General features: G+C 45.9%; 21 protein-coding genes. 1 reads left to right on the top strand and 20 read right to left on the bottom strand.

Annotated features, from left to right (window positions below; all coding sequences use genetic code 11):
* Nucleotides 1–190: 190 nt before the first annotated feature.
* The gene (locus NYR53_RS06830) at nucleotides 191–1,060 is read right to left on the bottom strand and encodes a nucleotidyltransferase-like protein (protein WP_261304492.1); all 870 of its coding nucleotides are present in this window, start codon (nucleotides 1,058–1,060) and stop codon (nucleotides 191–193) included.
* Nucleotides 1,061–1,184: 124 nt separating this feature from the next.
* Here NYR53_RS06830 and NYR53_RS06825 point away from each other — a divergent pair, with 124 nt between their 5' ends.
* Complete coding sequence (locus NYR53_RS06825; protein ID WP_261304491.1) at nucleotides 1,185–1,589, top strand: DUF2614 family zinc ribbon-containing protein; 405 nt, start codon at nucleotides 1,185–1,187, stop codon at nucleotides 1,587–1,589.
* A gap of 47 nt (nucleotides 1,590–1,636) precedes the next feature.
* On the opposite strand, the gene NYR53_RS06820 is transcribed toward NYR53_RS06825, so the two are convergent.
* The 19 genes from NYR53_RS06820 to NYR53_RS06730 all read right to left on the bottom strand — a co-directional run bounded on the left by NYR53_RS06820 (nucleotide 1,637) and on the right by NYR53_RS06730 (nucleotide 21,711).
* Nucleotides 1,637–3,373: a glycosyl hydrolase family 18 protein gene (locus NYR53_RS06820; protein WP_261304490.1), complete on the bottom strand. Its 1,737-nt coding sequence runs from the start codon at nucleotides 3,371–3,373 to the stop codon at nucleotides 1,637–1,639.
* A gap of 122 nt (nucleotides 3,374–3,495) precedes the next feature.
* A complete protein-coding gene (perR, locus tag NYR53_RS06815) occupies nucleotides 3,496–3,930 on the bottom strand; it encodes a peroxide-responsive transcriptional repressor PerR (RefSeq protein WP_057305131.1) in 435 nt (144 codons plus the stop codon).
* A gap of 101 nt (nucleotides 3,931–4,031) precedes the next feature.
* Entirely contained in the window at nucleotides 4,032–4,610 is a 579-nt protein-coding gene (locus tag NYR53_RS06810; RefSeq protein WP_261304489.1) for a DUF6677 family protein, read from the bottom strand.
* 22 nt (nucleotides 4,611–4,632) lie between these two features.
* Nucleotides 4,633–4,941 (bottom strand): hypothetical protein, encoded by a 309-nt coding sequence (locus NYR53_RS06805; protein ID WP_261304488.1) that lies wholly within the window; start codon nucleotides 4,939–4,941, stop codon nucleotides 4,633–4,635.
* On the bottom strand, nucleotides 4,892–5,494 hold the full coding sequence (locus NYR53_RS06800; RefSeq protein ID WP_261304487.1) for an RNA polymerase sigma factor: 603 nt from the start codon (nucleotides 5,492–5,494) through the stop codon (nucleotides 4,892–4,894). Before NYR53_RS06800 ends, NYR53_RS06805 begins: the two co-directional genes overlap by 50 nt.
* 61 nt (nucleotides 5,495–5,555) lie before the next feature.
* Nucleotides 5,556–6,263 (bottom strand): MgtC/SapB family protein, encoded by a 708-nt coding sequence (locus NYR53_RS06795; protein WP_261304486.1) that lies wholly within the window; start codon nucleotides 6,261–6,263, stop codon nucleotides 5,556–5,558.
* A 75-nt stretch (nucleotides 6,264–6,338) separates the two neighbouring features.
* A complete protein-coding gene (locus NYR53_RS06790) occupies nucleotides 6,339–6,821 on the bottom strand; it encodes a GNAT family N-acetyltransferase (RefSeq protein ID WP_261304485.1) in 483 nt (160 codons plus the stop codon).
* 84 nt (nucleotides 6,822–6,905) lie between these two features.
* On the bottom strand, nucleotides 6,906–8,357 hold the full coding sequence (gene gatB, locus NYR53_RS06785) for an Asp-tRNA(Asn)/Glu-tRNA(Gln) amidotransferase subunit GatB (RefSeq protein ID WP_437180166.1): 1,452 nt from the start codon (nucleotides 8,355–8,357) through the stop codon (nucleotides 6,906–6,908).
* A 33-nt stretch (nucleotides 8,358–8,390) separates the two neighbouring features.
* Complete coding sequence (gatA, locus tag NYR53_RS06780) at nucleotides 8,391–9,848, bottom strand: Asp-tRNA(Asn)/Glu-tRNA(Gln) amidotransferase subunit GatA (RefSeq protein WP_261304483.1); 1,458 nt, start codon at nucleotides 9,846–9,848, stop codon at nucleotides 8,391–8,393.
* Between the two features lie 28 nt (nucleotides 9,849–9,876).
* Nucleotides 9,877–10,164 (bottom strand): Asp-tRNA(Asn)/Glu-tRNA(Gln) amidotransferase subunit GatC, encoded by a 288-nt coding sequence (gatC, locus tag NYR53_RS06775; protein WP_057305138.1) that lies wholly within the window; start codon nucleotides 10,162–10,164, stop codon nucleotides 9,877–9,879.
* A gap of 172 nt (nucleotides 10,165–10,336) precedes the next feature.
* The gene (locus NYR53_RS06770) at nucleotides 10,337–11,632 is read right to left on the bottom strand and encodes a TolC family protein (protein WP_261304482.1); all 1,296 of its coding nucleotides are present in this window, start codon (nucleotides 11,630–11,632) and stop codon (nucleotides 10,337–10,339) included.
* Nucleotides 11,633–11,656: 24 nt separating this feature from the next.
* Nucleotides 11,657–12,877, bottom strand: coding sequence for an ABC transporter permease (locus NYR53_RS06765; RefSeq protein WP_261304481.1), 1,221 nt, complete (start codon nucleotides 12,875–12,877; stop codon nucleotides 11,657–11,659).
* Between the two features lie 8 nt (nucleotides 12,878–12,885).
* Nucleotides 12,886–14,160 (bottom strand): HlyD family secretion protein, encoded by a 1,275-nt coding sequence (locus tag NYR53_RS06760; RefSeq protein ID WP_261304480.1) that lies wholly within the window; start codon nucleotides 14,158–14,160, stop codon nucleotides 12,886–12,888.
* A gap of 39 nt (nucleotides 14,161–14,199) precedes the next feature.
* Entirely contained in the window at nucleotides 14,200–14,775 is a 576-nt protein-coding gene (locus NYR53_RS06755) for a TetR/AcrR family transcriptional regulator (RefSeq protein WP_261304479.1), read from the bottom strand.
* A 130-nt stretch (nucleotides 14,776–14,905) separates the two neighbouring features.
* Nucleotides 14,906–15,286 (bottom strand): ATPase, encoded by a 381-nt coding sequence (locus NYR53_RS06750; RefSeq protein ID WP_261304478.1) that lies wholly within the window; start codon nucleotides 15,284–15,286, stop codon nucleotides 14,906–14,908.
* Between the two features lie 177 nt (nucleotides 15,287–15,463).
* Nucleotides 15,464–16,291: a carbohydrate ABC transporter permease gene (locus NYR53_RS06745; protein ID WP_261304477.1), complete on the bottom strand. Its 828-nt coding sequence runs from the start codon at nucleotides 16,289–16,291 to the stop codon at nucleotides 15,464–15,466.
* Nucleotides 16,288–17,175 carry a carbohydrate ABC transporter permease gene (locus tag NYR53_RS06740; protein ID WP_261304476.1) on the bottom strand — a complete coding sequence of 296 codons (888 nt, stop codon included), beginning with the start codon at nucleotides 17,173–17,175 and terminating at the stop codon, nucleotides 16,288–16,290. The genes NYR53_RS06745 and NYR53_RS06740 overlap by 4 nt, the downstream gene beginning before the upstream one ends.
* 93 nt (nucleotides 17,176–17,268) lie before the next feature.
* Nucleotides 17,269–18,576 (bottom strand): ABC transporter substrate-binding protein, encoded by a 1,308-nt coding sequence (locus NYR53_RS06735; RefSeq protein ID WP_261304475.1) that lies wholly within the window; start codon nucleotides 18,574–18,576, stop codon nucleotides 17,269–17,271.
* Nucleotides 18,577–18,873: 297 nt separating this feature from the next.
* Nucleotides 18,874–21,711, bottom strand: a complete 2,838-nt coding sequence (locus NYR53_RS06730; protein ID WP_261304474.1) for a glycoside hydrolase family 3 protein — start codon at nucleotides 21,709–21,711, stop codon at nucleotides 18,874–18,876.
* Nucleotides 21,712–21,767: the final 56 nt, after the last annotated feature.

Below are 21,767 nucleotides of genomic sequence, written 5' to 3'. Positions count from 1 at the left end.
TCAATGCAAGCTTTTTTTATTTTTCTTTTTTTTTGCTTGCTTACATCTTGGTACTGCGTTGGCTTTCGAATGTGAACCGTTTTTAGCGGCGAGAGTTAATTTATCATAGAATCACAATCAAAGTCAAGCAATAAAATAAGAATAAAAAAAGAACCAGAATAATACCTGATTCTTCATGGGTTTTGTTCAATTATACACTCGTATATCTTAACTCGATTTCTGAATTGTCTTCATCAATAAGAAAGGCCACTTCTTTAATCAATCCTTTTTTGACAAGCTTATTTAACAGTAAGGGAAGCTCCGATCTAAGTTCAACTAACTGAGAATGCTGCTGCAGTTCATCCGTACTTAATGGTTGTTCATTTTCTCTTAGGATTTGAATAAACGCCTTACAACAACGCTCCATTTTCGACATAACCGAAAATTCACAGGCAAGCAGAACGAGCTGAACTCTCTGTTTCAACGTTTCCTTACTCATCGTCAGTTCCTCATATAGCTTATACACGCCAGGATTAATCGCACGGATCTGCCTCCATACGGTAATTTCCGGGTGATAGCCATCTTCGATAATAACAATGCGAGCCCAGTGATGAAGCGCTTCTAGAATGTTATTGTAAGCATCCAGCAAATGCTCATCTAAGATGTATTCCTTGCTTTGAAGATACTTACGCAGAAAGTGGGAGAATTCAACAAGTAGTTTGTGCTCACGTAAGTCCCCCGGAAACTCGAGTATTCGGTGACGCAAGCCTTCTAAATAAGTGTTCTGATCCAGAAGTATCTCCCCTTTTAGCAGCCAGTGAAGGATATTTCGGTTGATGCCTTGACGTATCCATTGCTCTATGGAAGACGGATCTACCCATCTTTCTTGTATCCTCGAATCGTCTCTTATATAATTAGTCGTATGATTGTTCAGGCTCAGGTCATTCGTTACTATAAGAAGTAGCGTATCAAAACCATCTGTCAGTGAAGGAAGTTGCTTAGGATTATCTACCGCCATGACACTAATGATTCTCGGGTCATTTCGGAACTTAAGCAAAAACTGCTCTTTATCGATTCCCATGGGTATCCGAAGCTCCTGTCTCCAAATTGTTTATATTTATTTCTACATCGTAGAAGGAGTTTCCTGCTGATTTCTGTGACAATTCATACAAATATGATAGCTATTGAATGGGGAGGAACAAAGCGTGCGTTTCGGATCAAGTAAAGTAAATGAATTCCGCTTATGGGGTCTTGCCATGACCATGGGCGGAATGCTGCTTATGATTATAGGACTTGCGGGCATCGTTTTTGACTGGGGGAAGGCTGGGCGAATCATTGCTGTGATCTTCATGATCATTGGTATGATAAGTATGATGGTTAGCATGGGGATATACTTCTGGGCAGGAATGCTTTCCACATCGGCGACTGTCATTGATTGCCCGGAGTGCGGAAGAAGAACGAAAATGCTGGGGAAAACGGATCGCTGTATGTTTTGTAAAACGATTTTAACCGTTGATCCACAATACGAACCAACGGCAGAGAACGAAACAGCGGTTGCGCAAACCGTTCAACTCGAAGTGGACAGAGCTCACGAACATAAGCCTCATTGATTGAAAAATAAAAGCCGCAACCCTCTTGGGTTCGGCTTTTTGTTTTGTTATGGCTTAGTTTGCTGCAAAGTATCCTGAATGACTTTCCACGTTGCCGGCTGTTCAAAGCCTCTTCTCCAAGAGGCCACTCCTGCCAAATCGTACTTTTTCACGAGTTCAAGCCTTGCTTTTATCGATGTTTCATCTTCTAACCAAATCCGGATAAGTTTTTCTCCCTCTTTGTACTCCACATAGTTCTGACCTGTTTCCTCTAAGAAAGTAGGGGTAAGTTTCTTATCTTTAATAATCGCCTGGGCGGCTTCCATCGTTAAGGTTTTGGAGGTAGTTGTCGTCTTACCATTTTTGGTCTCTTCGGTCCACTGACGCGTATAGAATGGCACTCCTAGGACAAGCTTAGATGGTGGCACCTTCTCGCTCCCCAGAAGCTGGGTAACAGAGCGCTCTGTCCATGGCAGCGATGAAACGGAGCCGGATTTTGGGCTAGACGCCCAGTATTCGTCATAAGCCATCAGCATCATGTAGTCAACAACTTCGGCAAGCGCAGGTCTGTCATAAAACATCGACCACATCTCATTCGTTGATTTCGGTGTAACATCGATGGAAACGGCAAGGCCTTGTTCATGCATAAAAGGCGTCAATTCGCGGACAAATTGGACCAGATTTTCTTTATCTTTGAGATTCACATTTTCAAAATCAATATTGATGCCCTGCAAATTGTACGTTTGTGCAAATCCGAGCAACTGTTTTATCATTTTCATACGACGATCATAAGTAGATAGCGCTTGAGACGTTCGGTCGGGTTCAAAGCCGTTGCTAAACAACGCCCAGACCTGATAATTACGCGTTTGCGCCCATTTCACATAGGAAGCGTCGGCTAAGTTCTTAATACGCCCCTCGCCGTCAGCCAGAGAGAACCAGGTAGGGCTAACAACATGTAAGCCAGGCATATCGCCAAGCTTGGAAGTGTCAGGATTCTTCGTAATAACGTGCTCCCAAGTCAGATTTAGTTTGCCGCTAAGCGGCTTCCAAGGTACATAGGCTGATGCCTGTTCCTGTAACGGAATTGTTTCCTCATGGTCCTCTAAGATATCAGCCTTACGAACGTATCCGATTGGACCACTTTGCTGCTGTACGCGATACCAGTCTCCCTCTACGGCTAGTATCATAACTTGCTCATTATTTGCGATCGTAGAAACTATCGGTGCTTTTATAGAAGCAAATGTCCGCAGCTGCGCATCTTCAGTAGCCATATGCTTCCCCCACTTGACGAGGTCACCTTTTTTGAATAAAAGAATGGCACCTGACTTTTCGGACTCTCTTATTTCAAAAGGATACAGCTGCCGAAGAGGCTCTATGGGCACGTAAATATCATTCCCTTTCTTTTCAACAGGAAAAGATAACGTGACTGGCTTCTCGTTCATTAACGCTGAAAGCTCCGTAGTCTTTAACCGCAATACTTTATCTTTCGTTGTGATAATAACGGAATCACTGCTTTTTTCATATATAATCGATGGGTCCATCCACTCCTGAATAAGCGTAAGCGGAAGCTTCAGTCCCTCTTTTTCCCCAATTGCGCTGGTCTTAAAAAAATTCCCTTGATAAAAAACCGGTTTACTTAACTCGTGATAATCTGGTTCTACTTGCGCTCGGTTTGGCGCTAACTGCTGCCATAAGAACGAAGCTGCACCCGCGGCAAACATTCCAATAAAAAGACCAAATAATAAGAGTATTCTTTTCGTTGATCTTCGGCGTTTCGGTTGCTGATCTGTAGGTGTTGAATGCAAGATTTCACTTCCTTTATGATATATATAAAGAAAAAAACGTGTTCTAACCTCTCTACTGCCGAAAGGTAGGATCACGTTTCATTATACATCATAGGTACAGCTAATGAGGAATTCTGCTTAAGTTAATGCTTGGTAATCCCTGTACAATCCGGGCAAACGCCATAAACCTCTAATCGATAACCGCCAACACGAAAGCCTGTTTGCTCAGCAGCGGTAGTCTCTATATCCGAAAGCGGCGGATACTCAAAATCCGAAATCTTCCCGCACAACTCACAAACAGCATGATAATGGTCCGTCATATCCGCATCAAAGCGACTCGAGCTGTCTCCATAAGTCAGTTCCCGAACGAGTCCCGATTCAATAAATACTTTGAGATTATTGTAAACAGTCGCAACGCTCATGTTAGGAAATTTCGATTCAAGAGACTTGTAAATGTCATCTGCTGTCGGATGAGTCATGGAGTCCAGCAAAAAGGATAGAATAGCATGCCGCTGCGGCGTCATCCGTACACCTGTTGTCTTCAACTTAGCTAAAGCCTGTTCTAATTGTGCTGCCATGGTACTCACCACCTGATGTTAGTCATTAAAACCTTACATTATATTGTACGTGTGTTAATTGACTTTTGTCAATGATGGTTGCGCATAAAGCACCATATGGGCTATTTATTTTTACGGGAATCTAGTACATACATAGCCAAACCAGCAAGGACAAGGATAACGGATCCAACATATGAGCCCATGAGATCAAAAAGCCCTGTAAACCATCGAGGTTTATTGCTGAGAAGAAAGAACAATACACCTGCAGCAATGAGAATAACACCAAGATTGGTACCTTTGATCAGCTTCTGTAAGGGATCTTCACTATCATAGAGACTTGCCGCAAACTCGCCAAGCTCATTGCGCCGATTCACATTGTCAGTGGTTTGTAGCGCGTCAAATAGATTGTAGAAGTAAATGACAGGAATAAACAATGCAAAAAGCGTTACCATGGGTACACTTGTGTCGGACCGAGTAGTGAAAGATGTGATAATAAAAATATCGAGAATAAGGAGCATCATAATAAATAGACCGCGCTGCATAAGGCCTAAGTAAAAGTGTCCAGTTCCCGGGACAATGAACGATAGTACGCCTGCGACCCATTTACGTTTTCTTGGCGCAGAATAATAAGGAGGATAGTGTTGAAAAGATGGATTAGGCGAATACTCCGGAATATGCGGATTGTCTTTCGGCAGATTCATGCGAATGCCTCCTGTCTATTTTTTATAAGTATTGAGATAATTGTTGGATGTACGCTGTGATCTGAGTGATCCCCGAATTAATATGCATAATTTTGTTGATAATCCCTGATTGCATGAGGAGCACAGTCGCTGCTATCGCCACAAAACTGTTCACCCATTGTTTTCTTCTGCCGACTTGAGGATTATTTGCAATCTCAGGAATTTCAGTAGATTGTACCCTGCGCATCACACGCTCCGTCAACATTGGACTTGGTTCGCTAAGCGGCATCTCGTCCAGCAGTTTATTTAGGTATTGCGTGAGCCGAGTGTCTTCCTGATGTTTGGGATTCATGTGCATTCACCTCCAACCATTTCTCTTTTAGCATCGCCTTTCCCCGATAGAGTCTAGTCTCCAGCGTTTTCATGGGCAGCCCGGTCACCTCAGACATTTCTTGGTACGATAGCTGCTTATAATGAAACAAATACATGATTAACCTATACTTGTCTGGAAGTTCGGAAAGAAGAGACTGCATACGCTCCTGATCATCCTTTAGCATAGCTATTTCCTCGGGCTGCTCACGGGCATCTGTAAACCAGCCCTTCATTTTATCGAGCAGTGCTTCATAGGGCTTACGCTTCTGAGAACGTCGAAAATCGGTCACGAGATTCATCGTCATGCGATACAGCCAAGTAGTGAACTTCGCATCGCCACGAAAATGAGTTAATGAACGAAACAGCTTAACGAACACTTCTTGGGTTAAGTCTTCAGCAGTTTCCTTATGCGGGACCATGCGGTATACCAATGTATAGATGTAGTTCTTATGCCTTTCTACCAATACACGGTAAGCATCGGAATGACCTTGACGGACCTGGTCGATCAGCTGCTCATCCGTCATTTTGTCCATACCTGACTTCCCCCCTTTCTGTTCGTCCAAAAGCTTAGACGCTTCTTACGGGCTGACCCCTTCAATTTTTACTTTTTTCGAGAGTAACAGCGGTAACCCCTTTCATTTGATTGATTTCTTCAAGAATCGTCCCGATAATGGACGGCTTAGGAATGGTGACGTGGAAGGTAATTTGAACATGATTCGGTTTATTCTCGTTTTCTTGTTCTTCCATTGCGATCTTACGGATGTCAACTTTCTGTTTACCAAGCAGTGTCGTAATAAGTCCTAGCGTCCCCGGTTGATCAACCGCCAGAATTTTGAGAATACGAATTTTCTTCCCATTAAAATATTTATGCTCCAATTTATTTAAAATCCATAAGGAAATGAGTACCATGAAACAAGCGAGCACTGCCGGATAGTAGAATCCAGCACCAATGGCAAGACCAATCCCTGCAACTACCCAAAGGGAAGCTGCTGTCGTGAGACCCGTAATGGATCTCCCGTTAAAAATAATCGTTCCAGCACCTAAGAATCCAATACCGCTAATCACTTGCGCAGCTAAACGCGAAGGATCAATACGGACATTTACTTCGTTCACAAAGGCACTAAACCCATACATAGAAAGCAACATCACAAGGGCAGAGCCCACACATACTAAAATATGTGTACGAAGGCCAGCTGCATGACTGCTAACTTCCCTCTCAAACCCGATTAAGCCGCCTAGAAAAAGCGCCAGAACTAACCGAATAGTAATATGGAGTTGATCAATAACCCAAGGATTGCTCATCGTGTAACCGCTCCCTTTTTTCAAACTGAAAGTGCCTTGTATCACACAAGATAGCGAGAACTACTGAAAAAATACTTAGGAGGTAATGGCAGGCCTTTCGAAAGTGGTTAAGCTTATTCCCGGTGGAACTGTGAATACTCGACGTACCGCGAAACCGAAACTCTCGTATAACTGAATAGCAGGGAGATTCTCTGTTCCGGTGGATACAATGAAGCGTGTCGCTCCATTCAACTGTTGATCCAATAGTATATGTTGTAAAAGTGACCTAGCAATCCCACGGCGAAAATAATTCGGATGCACCATCATGCGGCAAATCGTGACCATGCAGCCTTCTCGGGAGTAAGAGATGGCGCCAGCAAGTGTGCTCGCATTGTTCTCATCAACGAAAAAGCCATAAAATGTTTCCTCCGCTTCGCGTATAGATTGAATCCCATCCTTCAGCGGCGGGATGTCATCGAAGCCAATAAGATCAGCTTCCACACGATAGGAAGCGATTTGTAGAGATAGCAGGACCAAGATATCCTCGTTAGTTTCCAATAGAAGTCGTTGAATGGACAAGCAGAGTCCTCCCCTCTAAAACTTACATGCTAATTAACTGAAAAAAGTGGCTTCCATAACATCGGAACGCCACTTTAATCTTCATCATTTACTGTTCAGGCACTCCACAATTAATTTGTTGACGAGCCCTGGATTCGCTTTACCTTTGGTTTCTTTCATAACTTGCCCGACTAAGAAGCCCACGGCTTTTTCTTTGCCGGCTTTGAAATCCGCTACCGATTGCGGACTGTTCTCTACGACCTGCTCAACAATGGTCTTAATAGCACCTTCGTCGCTGATTTGTACAAGCCCTTGCTCTTCAACGATCTTTTGCGGCTCTTTGCCGGATTCGATCATTTCCTTGAACACTGTTTTGGCGATTTTGGTGGAGATTGTGCCTTTCTCAATCAGACCAATCATCTCGCCCAAGCCCTTACCCGTGATTTTCACATCGGCTAGTTCGAGGTTATTCGCGTTCAAATACCCAAGCAGATCACCCATGATCCAGTTCGAGACCGCTTTGGCATCTTTAGTATATTGCAAGCTCTCTTCGAAGAAATTTGCCAGCTTCATGGATGAAGTGATTACATCGGCATCATAGCTTGGCAGCCCATACTCACTGCTGTATCTCGCTTTACGCGCGTCAGGCAATTCAGGGATAGAGGCTTTGACACTAGCTTTCCAAGCATCGTCGATATGCAGGCTAACGAGATCCGGATCTGGGAAGTAGCGGTAATCATGAGCATCTTCTTTGCCGCGCATGGACAAAGTCTTGCCTTGCGCTTCATCCCAGCGGCGGGTTTCTTGCTCAACTTCGTCACCGCTGCGGAGAATTTCGGCTTGGCGATATTCCTCGTACTCGAGTCCTCTTTGGACACCGCGGAACGAGTTCATGTTCTTCAGCTCGGCTCTCGTGCCGAATTTCTCTTGCCCGAAAGGACGCAAGCTGATGTTGGCGTCACAGCGCAGCGAGCCTTCCTCCATTTTCACATCGGAAACGTCACAATAGATCATGATCGCTCTGAGCTTCTCCAGATAAGCCCGTGCCTCCTCTGGCGAACGCAGATCAGGCTCGGATACGATTTCAATCAGAGGCGTTCCCGCACGGTTCAAATCCACAAGTGAGGTGTAACCACCATCAACGTGTGTCAGCTTACCTGCATCTTCCTCTAGATGAACGCGAGTCACGCCAATACGCTTGCTTACTCCATTCACTTCAATATCGATCCAACCGTTCAAGCCGATCGGCTGATCATATTGCGAAGTTTGGTAGGCATCCGGTGAATCCGGGTAAAAGTAGTTTTTACGGTCAAATTTACTATGTGTGGAAATCGTACAATTGAGAGCCATAGCGGCTTTCATCGCATATTCAACTGCTTGACGGTTAAGTACCGGAAGTACACCTGGGTGACCTAAACAAACCGGACATGTATTCGTATTCGGAGGTGCTCCGAATGAGGTTGCACAACTACAAAATATTTTGGAAGCGGTATGAAGTTCTACGTGAACTTCAAGACCGACTACAGTTTCAAATTGGGTATCTGTTGCCGACAAAATGAATGCCTCCTTCGTTACTCATGAACTATTAACCTACAACTGCGGGCGCTGCTTATGATGATCTGTATGCTGCTCGAAAGCGTGGGCTACACGCAGAAGGGTAGCTTCATCCAACGCTTTGCCGATGACTTGCAGGCCAACGGGAAGTTCGTTCACGAATCCGCAAGGTACGCTAATCGCAGGAATGCCCGCCAAACTGACCGGAATGGTCATGATATCGTTCAAATACATCGTGAGTGGATCACTGCTTTGCTCACCGATTTTGAAAGCAGGTGTCGGAGCCGTTGGTCCGATGATGATGTCGTATTTCTCAAACACTTGATCGAAATCTTGCTTGATCAGGGTGCGGACTTGTTGTGCTTTCAAGTAGTAAGCATCATAGTAGCCTGAGCTTAATGCATAGGTTCCAAGCATAATGCGGCGTTTGACCTCGGGGCCAAAGCCTTCGCTGCGCGACATGTGGTACAAGTCCAGTAAGTTGCGAGCGTTGTCCGAACGTACACCGTAGCGCACGCCATCAAAGCGCGCAAGGTTCGAGGACGCTTCGGAAGAAGCGAGCAAGTAGTAAGTCGCTACGGCATACTCAGAATGAGGCAGCGTCACTTCTTCCCATACAGCGCCTAAGCCTTCAAGCACTTTGAGCGCTTCAAGCACTTTCTCTTTGACCGCAGGGTCGATACCATTGCCCATGTATTCTTTGGGTACACCGATGCGCAGGCCCTTGATATCACCGGTCAATGCGCTAAGGTAATCTGGGATATCCACTTTCGCAGATGTGGAATCCTTCGGGTCGTAGCCGGCGATGGCTTGCAGCAAGTAGGCGGAGTCTTCGACGTTCTTCGTCAGCGGCCCGATTTGGTCGAGTGAGGACGCGAACGCGACTAGACCATAGCGGGACACGAGACCGTACGTCGGCTTCAACCCGACGATACCGCAGTAAGCGGCAGGCTGGCGAATCGAGCCGCCTGTGTCTGAACCCAGCGCGAAGTACACTTCGCCTGCAGCTACTGCTGCAGCGGAGCCGCCGCTGGAGCCGCCCGGTACGTAATCCGTGTTCCACGGATTGTGGGACGGATGGAAAGCGGAGTTCTCATTGGAGCCGCCCATCGCGAATTCATCCATGTTGAGCTTGCCGATCGTAACAGTTTGAGCATCTTTGAGCTTGGTAACCACGGTTGCATCATAGATCGGCGTGAAATTGGATAAGATTTTGCTTGCACAGGTCGTTTTCAAACCCTCGGTGACCATGTTATCTTTGATCCCAATCGGAAGGCCGAATAAAGGGCCGCGTTCACTGATGCTCGCGAACTGCTCGTCCAACTTGGCGGCAGCTTGTCTGGCGTTCTCTTCATCTAATGTAAGAAAGGCGCGAACCTTGTTCTCCACTTGCTGAATTCTTGTATAGGATTGATCCACGAGATCGGCAACTTTAAGTTCTTTGCCTTGAAGCTTCGCGTGAATTTGTTGTAGGTTTAAATCAAACAAAGACAACGACAGGCACTTCCTTTCATAATGGTTCTTATTCTAAAACAGCTGGGACTTTGAATTGCCCGTCTTCGTGATCGGGTGCGTTCAGCATCACTTTCTCAATAGGCAGCGATGGCTTCGTGACATCTTCACGCATGACGTTGACTAACGGCATGGCATGACTTGTCGGAATAACACCTTCGGTATTCAGCTCATTCAGCTGCTCGGCATATTTTAAAATGGCATTTAGCTGTTCGGTAAATAGTTCTTTCTCGTTATCACTCAGGTCGAGTCTAGCCAACTTCGCAACGTGCTCGACATCTGTTTTCGTTATGCTCAAGTTTTCTACACCCCTTTAATTAATCAGCATTTAGTCATTCTTTTCATTATATCCCAGATATTTTACGAACTCAATCCAGAAAAAACCACAAATCAAAAACCACAGCTTTCTTCTCAGCTTGGCTTGAAGGCCGTTGCTAAAAAGAAGCTGCGGTTGAATTTATGGTCAAGAATTATTGGATAAATCCCGTATCCATCGCTTTCGCTTTTTCTTTTAACACGTAATATTTAAGCTTAGCAGCGGCTAAGGCTGTTTCATTCTGACGGACTTTGATCGCGAATTTATTCAGATCATGTTTGGAGATGACGCCAACGCTATATCGAAAATTCATTTTACTAAAATCGGCCTGCACATCATTCAAGTTCCGCTGTTCCGTGAGAACGGCTTGATACGCATTCTTGGCATCGTTGTACGTCGTTTGAATTTTCTTGGTCAGTTCAAGCTTGGTTTGCTCATTTTTCTGCCCGTTTATCGCCAGATTAACGCCTTGATACGTGTCACCATAGGTGTTTTGGGTAACCGTGTGACCCGTTTCCCATACGGCTTCGTCGATGTTATTACCGGCTGTTTTCATCTGATAGGAAGCCTTCAACAAGGTAGTCGTATCTGTCTCCGAAATGGGATCTACTGAAATAGACTCGATATCCTTGATTACTAGATTAGGGTCGTAGGAAATCCCAATGTCGGTCGAAAGCTGAACTAGCCCCAACCGGTAGTTATTAAGCAATGTTGCGATATCATCCTTTTGCTTATTGATGGCTTTTTGCACCGTCTCCACATCGTCAGGTGATGCTAACCCTTGCTGCGCGAAAAGCGTAGCTTTCAGCAGGTCTTTCTCTATCACACCTTCATATTCCTTCATGAAATCTAGCTGCTTCTTCTGTGCTAATAGCTGCACATATTGCGCAATGGTTTGCAGGCGGATGCCCGCCTTAGCTTCATCTGACTGCAGCAGCGAGTTCCGCTGGTCCGTCCCGAGCTGATGCGCTGCTGTGCTCATTTGCGCGCGTTGGGAGGATATGATTTTATTCATGCCGCCAGCCAGAGCCCCCATCCCCTGCATCATCTGGTTCATGGCATTATTTTGCATGACCGTCCAGGCGATATCGGTTGGGTTGGTTAGGTTAGGCAGCTGAGGATTTCCTGTATTGGTGACCTCCGCAGGCGTGCTCGGCAAATGACCAGGCGTCATCGAGGCCGAACCCATCTCGTTCATTTGCTGTTCCAGATCGCCCTTTTTACTGCCTTGAGCCGCGTATTTTAGCGTTAGCAGGGCAAGGTTATGGGAATCTTTCAGCGCTTTATCCAGCACGTATGTCAAATCCACGGAAGATACGGTTTCCAGAACGTCTACATTGACGTATACATTTTGATTTGGATCTTGGGCATTATCGGCGAATACGAGAGTTTGCGTTGTGCTTGAAAGGAGTAACAGGGCTGCTGATAAACTTATGAGCGTTTTTTTCAAAAAAATCGCTTCCTTTCTCATTGGTTATAGCGTGATATTCGAACCGGGTGGCAGCACAGTTCGCGTGCCCGCAGCGGCATCTTTTGACTTCTTTTTAGAGAAGATAACGAAACGAGTTAACAACATAGCAATGAAATAGGTCAGTGCACCGGTCAAAATCAATGAAACGCAATCATGCCAAATGACCGAAAAGTCATTCCCTTTCACAAATACGTTGCGCACGCCATCTAAAAAGTACGTAAGCGGAAGCATATGCCCGACCACCTGCAGTACTTTAGGCATGGCTTCGAATGGCCAAGTGAACCCCGATAGCATGAAGGAAGGCACCGCAATTAACATCGCAGTCTGCGTCGCTCCGAGCTGATTGCTCGAGAATAAGCTGATCAGATAACCGATACCGCTGACGGCAAAGGTAAAGCTGACAACGACGGCCAAGCCGACAAGCAAACTGCCGCTCATAGGTGCACCAAAGGCATACAAAGCGATAACGAAGGTAACCGATGTATTAAAGAAATTGATTAAGAAATATGGAGCTGTCTTCGCGTATGCGATGCGCCACGGATTTCTTCTCCATGCTTCGAACCGCTGCCATGTTCCTGCATCTTTCTCGCGAGTGATGGTTAAGGCAATGCCAAGAAACAGAACTTGCTGCAAAATCGCGCCAACTAGTCCGTAAAGCATAAAATCACTATAGTTGAAAGCTGAATTGTACATAATGCGATATCGAAAAGGAATTGGAGAGAGTGTATTCATTACTTCTTCATTCTGCAGTCCTTGTTTAAGTTGGAGCTTTTTTTGTGAGTAACCCATGCTGAAGGTTGTGATGACTTCGTTAGCCCCTTTAGTAGCGGAATTCGAAATCATCATGTTGCTGCCATCGATCAGTGTAAGCAGCGGCAGTGTCTCACCATGCTTCAGCTTCGCTTCGAAATTAGACGGAATAATAAGGCCAACCTTGGCCTCTCCCGTTGAAAGCGCCCGCTTCACATCTTCCTCCGAATGATATTCTTTCTTGATCTGGAACGTTTCACTTTGCTCGAAGGCTTGAATGATTTGACGACTGAGAGGACTTTGGTCTTCATCGATAACAACAGTGGCCATTTCGGTCACTTTATGGTGTAAGTAAATCGATCCGAACAGCACCGTATATAAAATCGGAACGAAGAACAAGATCAGAAAAAGACGTCGGTCCTTCAGAATGTGCTTCCATTCTTCTGTAATTAGCTTGCCAATCTGAAGATCCATCTCCTTCATCATCCTTCCGTTTTACCGTTCCATTGCAAGGTCATTCCCGTTGTTGCTGTGTCTGGCAATGTGTTCAGTTCAATTTTGATCCCAAACGAACGAATGTCCGTTTCGCCTGAGGTTTGTGTCGCTTTCTTGATTGCAAAATCCGGCGCAGCCGCTACGGTTTTTACTGTACCAACGACTTTCTCGCCCGTTGACAGCATGGTCATGCTGATGTTGTTGCCAACTTTCAGTCCAGCTATAGATGTCTCCGGCAAGTAAAACTTAGCCCAGCGTTTCTCCGTCGACTCGACCGAGAATACGGGGAATCCGGAGCCTACAAGCTCGCCCACCTGAGCAGATTGACTAAGAATGACCCCGTCGTTTGGTGCAACTAACTCTGTGTAGCTCAAGTAAGTCTCTGCTTCCAGCTGAGCCGCTTTCGCTTGCTGTTCACCAGATTGCGCCGATTGAATTGCACCTTGAGCTTGCTGTACAGCTGCTGTTGCTGCCGCTACATCGCCCTGTCTCACCTGCACGTTGCCGCGATTGGCTTCAGCTAGCTTCAAGGTCGCTTGCGCTTGGGCTAGCAAAGCTTCAGCTCCGCGAATTTCTTCCTCACGCGGTCCTTGATTCGCCATGTTTAACTGCTGCTGTGCCAGGTCGCGTTTCGTTTTCGCTTCTTCGAAGCTCACCTTCACTTTATCTACGTCAGCTTGTGCAACAAGCCCTTGCTCCAGCATCGCTTTCATCCGATTCAAGTTTTGCTCAGCAATGGTATATACTTCGGAAGCCGCTTGGAACTGAATCTCAGCTTGCTTCTTCTCTTCCGGACGCGCCCCATTATGCAGTCCATCCACTTTGGCTTGTGCAGCGCTAACAGCCGCTTTGGCCTGCTCCACTTGCTGCTCGGCTGTATCAGCCGTCACGTTGACACCGGCAATGCCCTGCTGCTTCTTCGCTTGAGCGGTCGCTGTTGCTCCTTGTGCCTCAGCGATCTTGCCTTGAGCGAGCGCGACGGCCGCTTTGGCCTGCTCGACTTTGGCTTCAATCTCGGTGCTTTGCAGACGTGCCAGCACTTGCCCTTTTTTCACGACATCCCCTTCTTTCACGAGGATTTCGGTGACTCTTCCGCCTACTTTGAAGCTGGCGCTTACTTCGTTCGTTTCAATATAAGCCGTAGGATGCAGTTGGTTAACGACATCTGTTTGGCTAGTTGCCTGTTTGGTTGTTAAAAGAAATGCACTCGTTCCGATGACAATCGCCATCGCGGAATAAACCATTGGTCTAATAAATCGCATAATTACCCCTCCATGAAATAAAAATAAAAAAAATAAAAATTACTTAATCAGAAAGTTATCAAAATACAACTGCAGCGTGTTCATAATCCGCTCGTCGGTTAATGGCACGTTCTGCTTTTGTTTCTCCCAATCAAAAACTAAAGCGACATACAGCTTGAATAAAATGAAAGCCGTCATTTTCGGGTCACAGCTCTTCATCGTGCCGTTATGTATCGCGCGTTCCATATGTTCACTCATGAACTGGATCACTTCTGTTTCGATACTGGCCATCGCTTCGATCGTTACCGGACTGCCAAATTGTTGAACCTCGTGAGCTAATTGGATGAGCAGCTCATGCTCTTTGCGAAAAACGAGAACCCCATAAATCGCACTATGAATTTTCTCGAAGGGTGTCGCTCCTTCTGCAATTGCTTTATCGGCGACTGCTTTCATTTCGGCAATTAACGATTGTACAATTTCATGCAAAAGATCTTCCTTATTGGCAAAAAACGTATAGATCGTCGCTTTGCCGACACCGGCTATTTTGGCGATTTGATCCATCGTTGTACCTTTGTACCCAAAAAGTGAAAATGATTTCTTCGCTGCTTCCATAATCAACAATTTTTTGGCATCCATATGCGCACCTCAGAACTAAAATACTAAAATAGTTTTGTGTTCGGTTATTAATGTACCATCATTTCATTATTTTAGCAACAAACAAAACCCGCACTAGTGAGCACTAGGCGGGTGTTTGATGAAACATGTATTAAATCCAGGCCTTCAGGCCGATCTGTTTAATGAAATCTTCGGTTGATTGAACATCTTTATCTCGTTCTGCTTCCTGTTGTCCACTTGGCTCACCGTTCATAATTTTGCGAAACAGCTCTTCGTTCTTCGTTGCAAGCGCGAAATCAATCAATGCTTCTCTCTCGACTTGGTCCGCCTGCTGATGGAGAAGAACTTCTTCAAGCTCGATATCTGACGCAGGTACGTAATAGTGTTTATTTTCCTTGGGGACGCGAACGACGTAGTCGAAAATGTTATCGTTATTCCGGTCGTAAGCAATAATATATCCATACCCGCCTATTGGCAGATTCTGTTCTAAACTATCGGCAATTACTATTATTTTCTCACCAAGACGAAGCATCTGAATTCCCCCCACCTATATAAACCCTCAATCTATAAGTCAACCAGACTTAACCTATACTCTACTAAAAAAAATAGATTGTGTCCAATTGATAGAGGGATCGTTGGTGAAATAACAAAAAATCAGAACAGCTGTTAATATGAGCTGATCTGATTTATTTAACCTTTAATCGGATAATTATCCTTTAACCGCCCCAGCAACCATACCTTTAATAATAAATTTCTGCATGAACAAGAAGAACAGGATCGGAGGAGTCGTTGTAAAGACTACCGCTGTCAACGCGTAGTTCCATTCACTTTTATATTGGCCAAAAAACTTATAGGAAGCTAGCTGCAATGTGGCTTCTTTGCCGTTTAACATGATGAGCGGCAGCAAGAAATCGTTCCAAATCCACATCACATTCAGTATCGCTACCGTGCTAATGACCGGCACCATGATCGGAAATACGATCTGATAGAATATCCGATATGATGAACAGCCATCTATGGCAGCGCACTCTTCAAGCTCCATTGGGATCTGTTTCACAAAGCCGTGAAACATGAAAATCGCAAGCGGACAACCAAGTCCCCAGTAAATGACATTCAGGCCACTTAAGCTGTTAATGAGATGCAGCTCCTTGGACAGCTTCGTCAGTGTAATCATGAACGATTGAAACGGCAGCATCATTGGTGAAATCGCAAGGAAGAAGAGGAATGCGCTTAGTCTAGTTTTGGTACGGGACAATTTGTAGCCGGCCATCGATCCGAAGACTAGAATACCGATGACACTGACTGCGGTAATAAACAAAGTATTCCAAAACAGTTTCGGATATTTCATCAAATCCCAGACTTGCACGTAATTCTCAAAGCTGAATGTACGCGGCAAGCTAACTACATTCGTAACGACTTCCTTATAATCCTTGAAGGTGTTGATTAAGACCAAGAAGAGCGGGTACATAAACGCACAAGTCAGCAAAATGACGACGATCTCCAATAGCAGTAAATTTCTTCGGCTTCGTCTTGTCATGCTTCCACTTCCTTACTCTTGAAAAATTTAACTTGAAGAATGGTAATAAGCAGGATTAGTACTACGAACAGCAGCGATTTTGCCGTTGCATATCCGAACCTGTTATTCACGAAAGCCTCGTTGTAAATATCCATCGTAATGCTTGTTGTAGCGCCACCGGGGCCACCGAAAGTTAACGTATAAATGATATCGAACACCTTAAGGGAGTTCGCAATTGTCAAAAAGAAGGCAACGGTCAGAGAAGGCATCAATAAAGGAAGCGTGATTTTGAAAAAGCGCTTCAATCCTTCCACACCATCAATAGATGCAGCTTCATTCAATTCCGAAGGGATCGATTGAAGACCCGTAATGTAAATCATCATGTAAAAGCCAACGGACTGCCATACACTTACCAGGACAATCGAGATAAAAGCCAGATGCTGATCTCCTAACCAGCTCCATTGAAACAAAGACCAATGTGTTGCTTCGTGCAAAGCTTCGAAAACCCGTGTAAAGACAAACTTCCAAATGAAACCGATAATGACCAAGCTAATAATGTTCGGGATGAAAAAAGCCGCTCTAAGCACAGCTTTCGATTTAAGCGCCTTCGTTAAAATAACAGCAAGCGTAATGGCAATCACGTTTGTCAGAATCACGTTCAAAATACCATATAACAACGTAAACAGAAGGGATTGCAACGATCCTGTATCGGTGGTGAAAAGCTCAATAAAATTATCGAGGCCGATAAATTTGATATTTTTCCCTACCCCATTCCATTTGGTTAGCGAGTAATATAGCGACATTAGGAAAGGAATGATGGCTGCAAGCAGAATGAAAATCATCGCCGGTGTAACAAAAACCAAAAATTCCGTGTAGCTTCTGGCTGTTTTATTATAAGCTTTCATTATTTTCACTCCGGTACTTATGAATTCGTAATAATCGAGCCAGAAGATCTATCCTTCCAGCTCGATTGGTGATTGTTTGAAAAAAGGTGGAGCTTACTGAGCGGCCTTGGCTAGTTTAGCCCACGTCTTATCTAGATCATCTTTGACTTGATCTCTTGTCGACGCACCGCCTACATATTTCTGTAAAATTTCACCTGCTTTTTGCTCGTAACCGTCAGGCCAGTAGCCTTTAACCCAAGGATACGTAACACCGTTTTTCACAAATTCTGATGTTGCTTTAGCCAGCTGCGCATCCGGGAACGGCGCATCTTTAATCGTAGAAATTTGTTTAGTTTCTACTGGAACGAATTTTTTACCGTAGTCGGAAGTGGTCAGCCAGTTAAAGAACTTCAACACTTCTTGAAGATTTTTGGAGTCTTTGTTAATGCGGTACACAATGTTGGAATCGACCATGAGTCCTGCTTTGGAAGCATCTTCACCTACAGGACCTGCCATGAAGCCGATGTCCAGATCTTTGCTGATTTTGCGAACCGAATCTTCAGACCAGGTTCCTTGGTGCATCATAGCGGCTTTGCCTTGTGCGAACAAGTTCACCTGCGCATTGAAATCTGTTTCAAGCGGCTTCGGATTCCCGTATTTGGTCGTAATATCAAGCAGATCGAAGATATTCATCGCTGCCGGAATATCGCTTAATTTTTTCTTGCCTGCACTGATGTCTGCAAACGTTGCCGCATAATCCCCACCCATAGCTGACATGACTTGCGTGAAGGTTTGCTCTAAAACCCACCATTCTTTGTAGCCGTTGGCAAAAGGAATAATGCCTTTGGCTTGTAGCTTTTTCGCTGCATCCTCTAGCTGGCTGAATGTTTTCGGCATTTCGGTAATCCCTGCATCAGCGAACAGCTTTTTATTGTAAATGAAGGAATGTGATTGAAGAATTAACGGATAGCCGAGAACTTTGCCGTCCAACGTTACGCCTGTTTTAGCGGAGTCGGCAATATTTTTCATAAAATCCTCTTTCGACAAGTCGTACGCAAAGTCTTTGTACGTTTTATTTTCGTTATAAGCGCCCGACATGAAAATATCTGGGATATCGCCGGAATTAATCCGTGTTTTCAACAATGTATTATAGTCGTCTTGATGAATGGTAATATCAATCGTGACATTCGGATTCTGTTTATGATACTCGTCCGCCAAATGATGCATAGCGTCTGTCATTTCTGGCGCATATTGAAGAATACTTAGCGTGACCGGTTTGGCGTTTGCAGGTGCAGCAGTTCCCACTGCTTTATCTGTGGAAGTTGCGTTCGTTGCTTCAGGCTTGGAGCCGCTTGCGCAGCCAGCCAGCAGCGACATTATAAGCACTGACGTGCTTAGTACGCTTAAGGATTTTTTATTCATGTAAGTGTGCCTCCCTTTTGTTTGTAAGCGTTTTGCTTATCTTCATTTAACTAAATTCCGAAGGTTGGGTCTATGTAAAATGGTGCCTTCATTAGGGTAAAAAAATGTCATGTGCGTATCTTTAGGTTTCCAACAAGTCAAACAAATAAACTTTACTGTCTGCCGACCAGCACTACGAACCTCGACCCGCAAATAGTACATCTTATTGATGATTTTGAAAACAAATAATTCCCTATACAGTGAAAAAGATTGCACAGGACCTTGGTCCAGATGCAATCTTTTTTCTAACGTTAGCGTTTAGCTGGCGCTGTACAGTCGGAACCAGCTGATCTGCACAGTTCCCTCGAAGCGCAGATAGACATCGCGGATTCCGGCAGCACCTGACAGTGCAGCCTTTACCGTCGTCCAAGCCTGCCAACCGCCCGTAGGCGGCACGGTACAAGTGCCCACAAGCAATCCATCCGGCTCGTCGAGAAGGATTTCGATCTTCGCGCCCGCTTCCGCTTGGGCAACGCGGGCTTCAAACGCTTCCACTCCGCTGCTCAAGTCGGCACCGTGAAAGGCAATCCAGCCTACCGCGCCTTGATTGCGCAAGCTCGTTCCTCCGCCTTCGCGACATGCGTCCAAGTAGACGGCTTCATAGTCGTCATAGTTCGCGGCACGAACAGGAGCATCCAGCTTACGCGGCGGAATCGTTTCTCCATACACGGAGAAAGTTGCTTCCGCGAGCAAACTGCCTGAAGATGAGCCGACCATGACCGTATAAACGCCGCTCTCTACGCAATACCGGTCACGCGTTACATCCCAGAAAGCAAGCTCCGCCGCTGGAAGCGTGAAAGTTACGCCTTCGCTTTGACCGGGCAGCAGATGTATGCGCTGGAATCCTTTCAATGTCTTAATCGGACGTTGAACACGAGACTCGTTTGCATGAACATATAGTTGGACGACTTCGTCTCCAGCAAGATTTCCGATGTTTTCAATACGGACAGAGACTTTCAGCTGTCCATCGGCATCGATCGCTGCATTACTAAGCTGCAGCTCGCTGTATTTAAATTCAGTGAAAGAACGTCCGTGGCCGAACGGGTAGAGAACTTCACCATCAAAGTACTGGTACGTTCGTTTCCCTTTGATAATGTCATAATCCATCAATTCCGGAAGCTGGTCCGTAGAGCGGTACCAGGTCATGTTGAGTCGACCCGCCGGATTATAATCGCCGAACAGCACATCTGCGACGGCGTGCCCTAGCTCTTGTCCGGCGTGAGAGCTGTAGAGCATAGCAGGGATATGCTCATCTTCCCAGACGACGGCAAACGGGTAGCTGCCGACGATGACCACGACCGTGTTCGGATTGGCTTCAAACACGGCGCGTATTAGCGCTTCCTGCGCAGGTGGAAGCGTCAGGTCTTGGCGATCAACACATTCCTTACCGTTGATGAATGGGTTGTTGCCGACGAAAACCACGGCGGCATCGGCGGATTTAGCGGCATCCACCGCTGCGCGGATGCCGTCCTTCACTACGTCGATCTCGAAGCGATCGACGTTTCTCGGCTGACCGGCTTCTCCGCTAACGGTCAGCAGCCCGCCCTCGCCGACCGTTATCGGATGGCCCGCCCACGACTTCATCTCGGCGTCGGCGCCATCCTGCGCCTCGAAGCCGAAGGCTTCTTTGACGAACCAGCCGCGGGCTTCGTCGGCAGTTGCCGCGAGACGGCCGTCGTCCGTCTCGGTAACGAACTTGCTGCTGTCAGCAGCGCGCAGCGTAGTACTTCCCCAGCCCCAGTCATCGCGGTCGAACAGCGTCGCGTCTGCTGCGTCTATGCGATCGGCAGTAAGCAGCTGCTGCGCTTCACTGCTAATCCCAACATAGGCGCCTGTAGCCTTGTTTCGGAGCCTTATTCGATCGCAGGCCTCTTCGAAGAGGACCATCTTCCCAGCCATTTTTTCCTGTATCCCTTGCAAAGGTGTGATTCGATACGCGGGCGTACCGCTGTACCAATCTGTATAAACGGTATTCGCCAACGGCCCTATAACAGCAATCCGCTCTAATCCGCTTTTCAAAGGAAGCACTCCGTCGTTCTTAAGCAAAACGATCGATTCGCGTGCAGCACGTAAAGATAACTCTGCATGCTCAGGTGCACACAGCTTGGACTCTGGTGTATTAGCATACGGGTTTCTTTCCTCCGGATCAAACTCCCCAAGTCTGAAACGGACACGGAACGTATTGCGCAGCGCCAGGTCCAAGTCCATTTCACTCAGTAATCCTTGTTCAAGCGCATCACGGATAGCGCGAATTGAAATCTCTTGATCGTCCGTAATGCTATCAATCCCGTTCTTGATCGATTCAGCAACCGCTTCGGCGTAAGAATGCATGTGCTTATGATCTCGTACAGTTCCTAGAACATCCCCGGCATCGCTGACGACAAACCCGTTCATCCCCCATTCACCCTTCACAATCTCGTTCACAGCGGGATTCAAATTGCAGAGCGTACCGTTGATCGCATTGTAAGCTGTCATCATGGATTTGGCGCCGCCCTCTGTGAAGGCTGCCTCATAAGCTTTCAGATAATATTCACGCATATTGCGCGGATCAATACTTACCGAACATTCGCCCCTATCGATTTCGTTATTATTACCTAGGAAATGTTTTAACGTTGCAACCGCCTTCAAATAGAACGGGTGCGGTCCCTGCATCCCTTTTACCAACTCCGTAGAAATCCGTCCTGTCAGATAAGGATCTTCTCCATAAGCCTCCTCGGTCCGTCCCCAACGAGGGTCACGCTCCATATCAACGGTCGGCGCCCAAATCGTAAGTCCATTTACTGCAGGATTCTTCTGAAAATATACCCTTGCTTCATCACCGATTACTGAGCCAATCTCACGAAGCAACTCTGGATTCCATGTGCACGCCAGTCCGATATTTTGCGGGAATACCGTCGCTTCGCCCAACCAAGCAATTCCATGTGCCCCTTCCGTCCCATGCTTATATGGCTTTACACCAAGACGAGGAATTTCCGCTTGATACTGGCACATTAAGTTTATTTTTTCTTCTAGAGTGAACCGGGAAACCAAATCAATAACACGCTCTTCGAGCGGTAATTCCGTATTTTGGAACAGAAAATCTGTATTTACGTTCATAGCTACCTTACCCCCTTTGTTTGTAATCGCTTACACTCAATATCTTGCCTACACCA

The sequence above is a fragment of the Paenibacillus andongensis genome (assembly GCF_025369935.1).
GTDB lineage: Bacteria > Bacillota > Bacilli > Paenibacillales > NBRC-103111 > Paenibacillus_E > Paenibacillus_E andongensis.
This window is presented reverse-complemented; position numbering and strand designations above follow the sequence as displayed.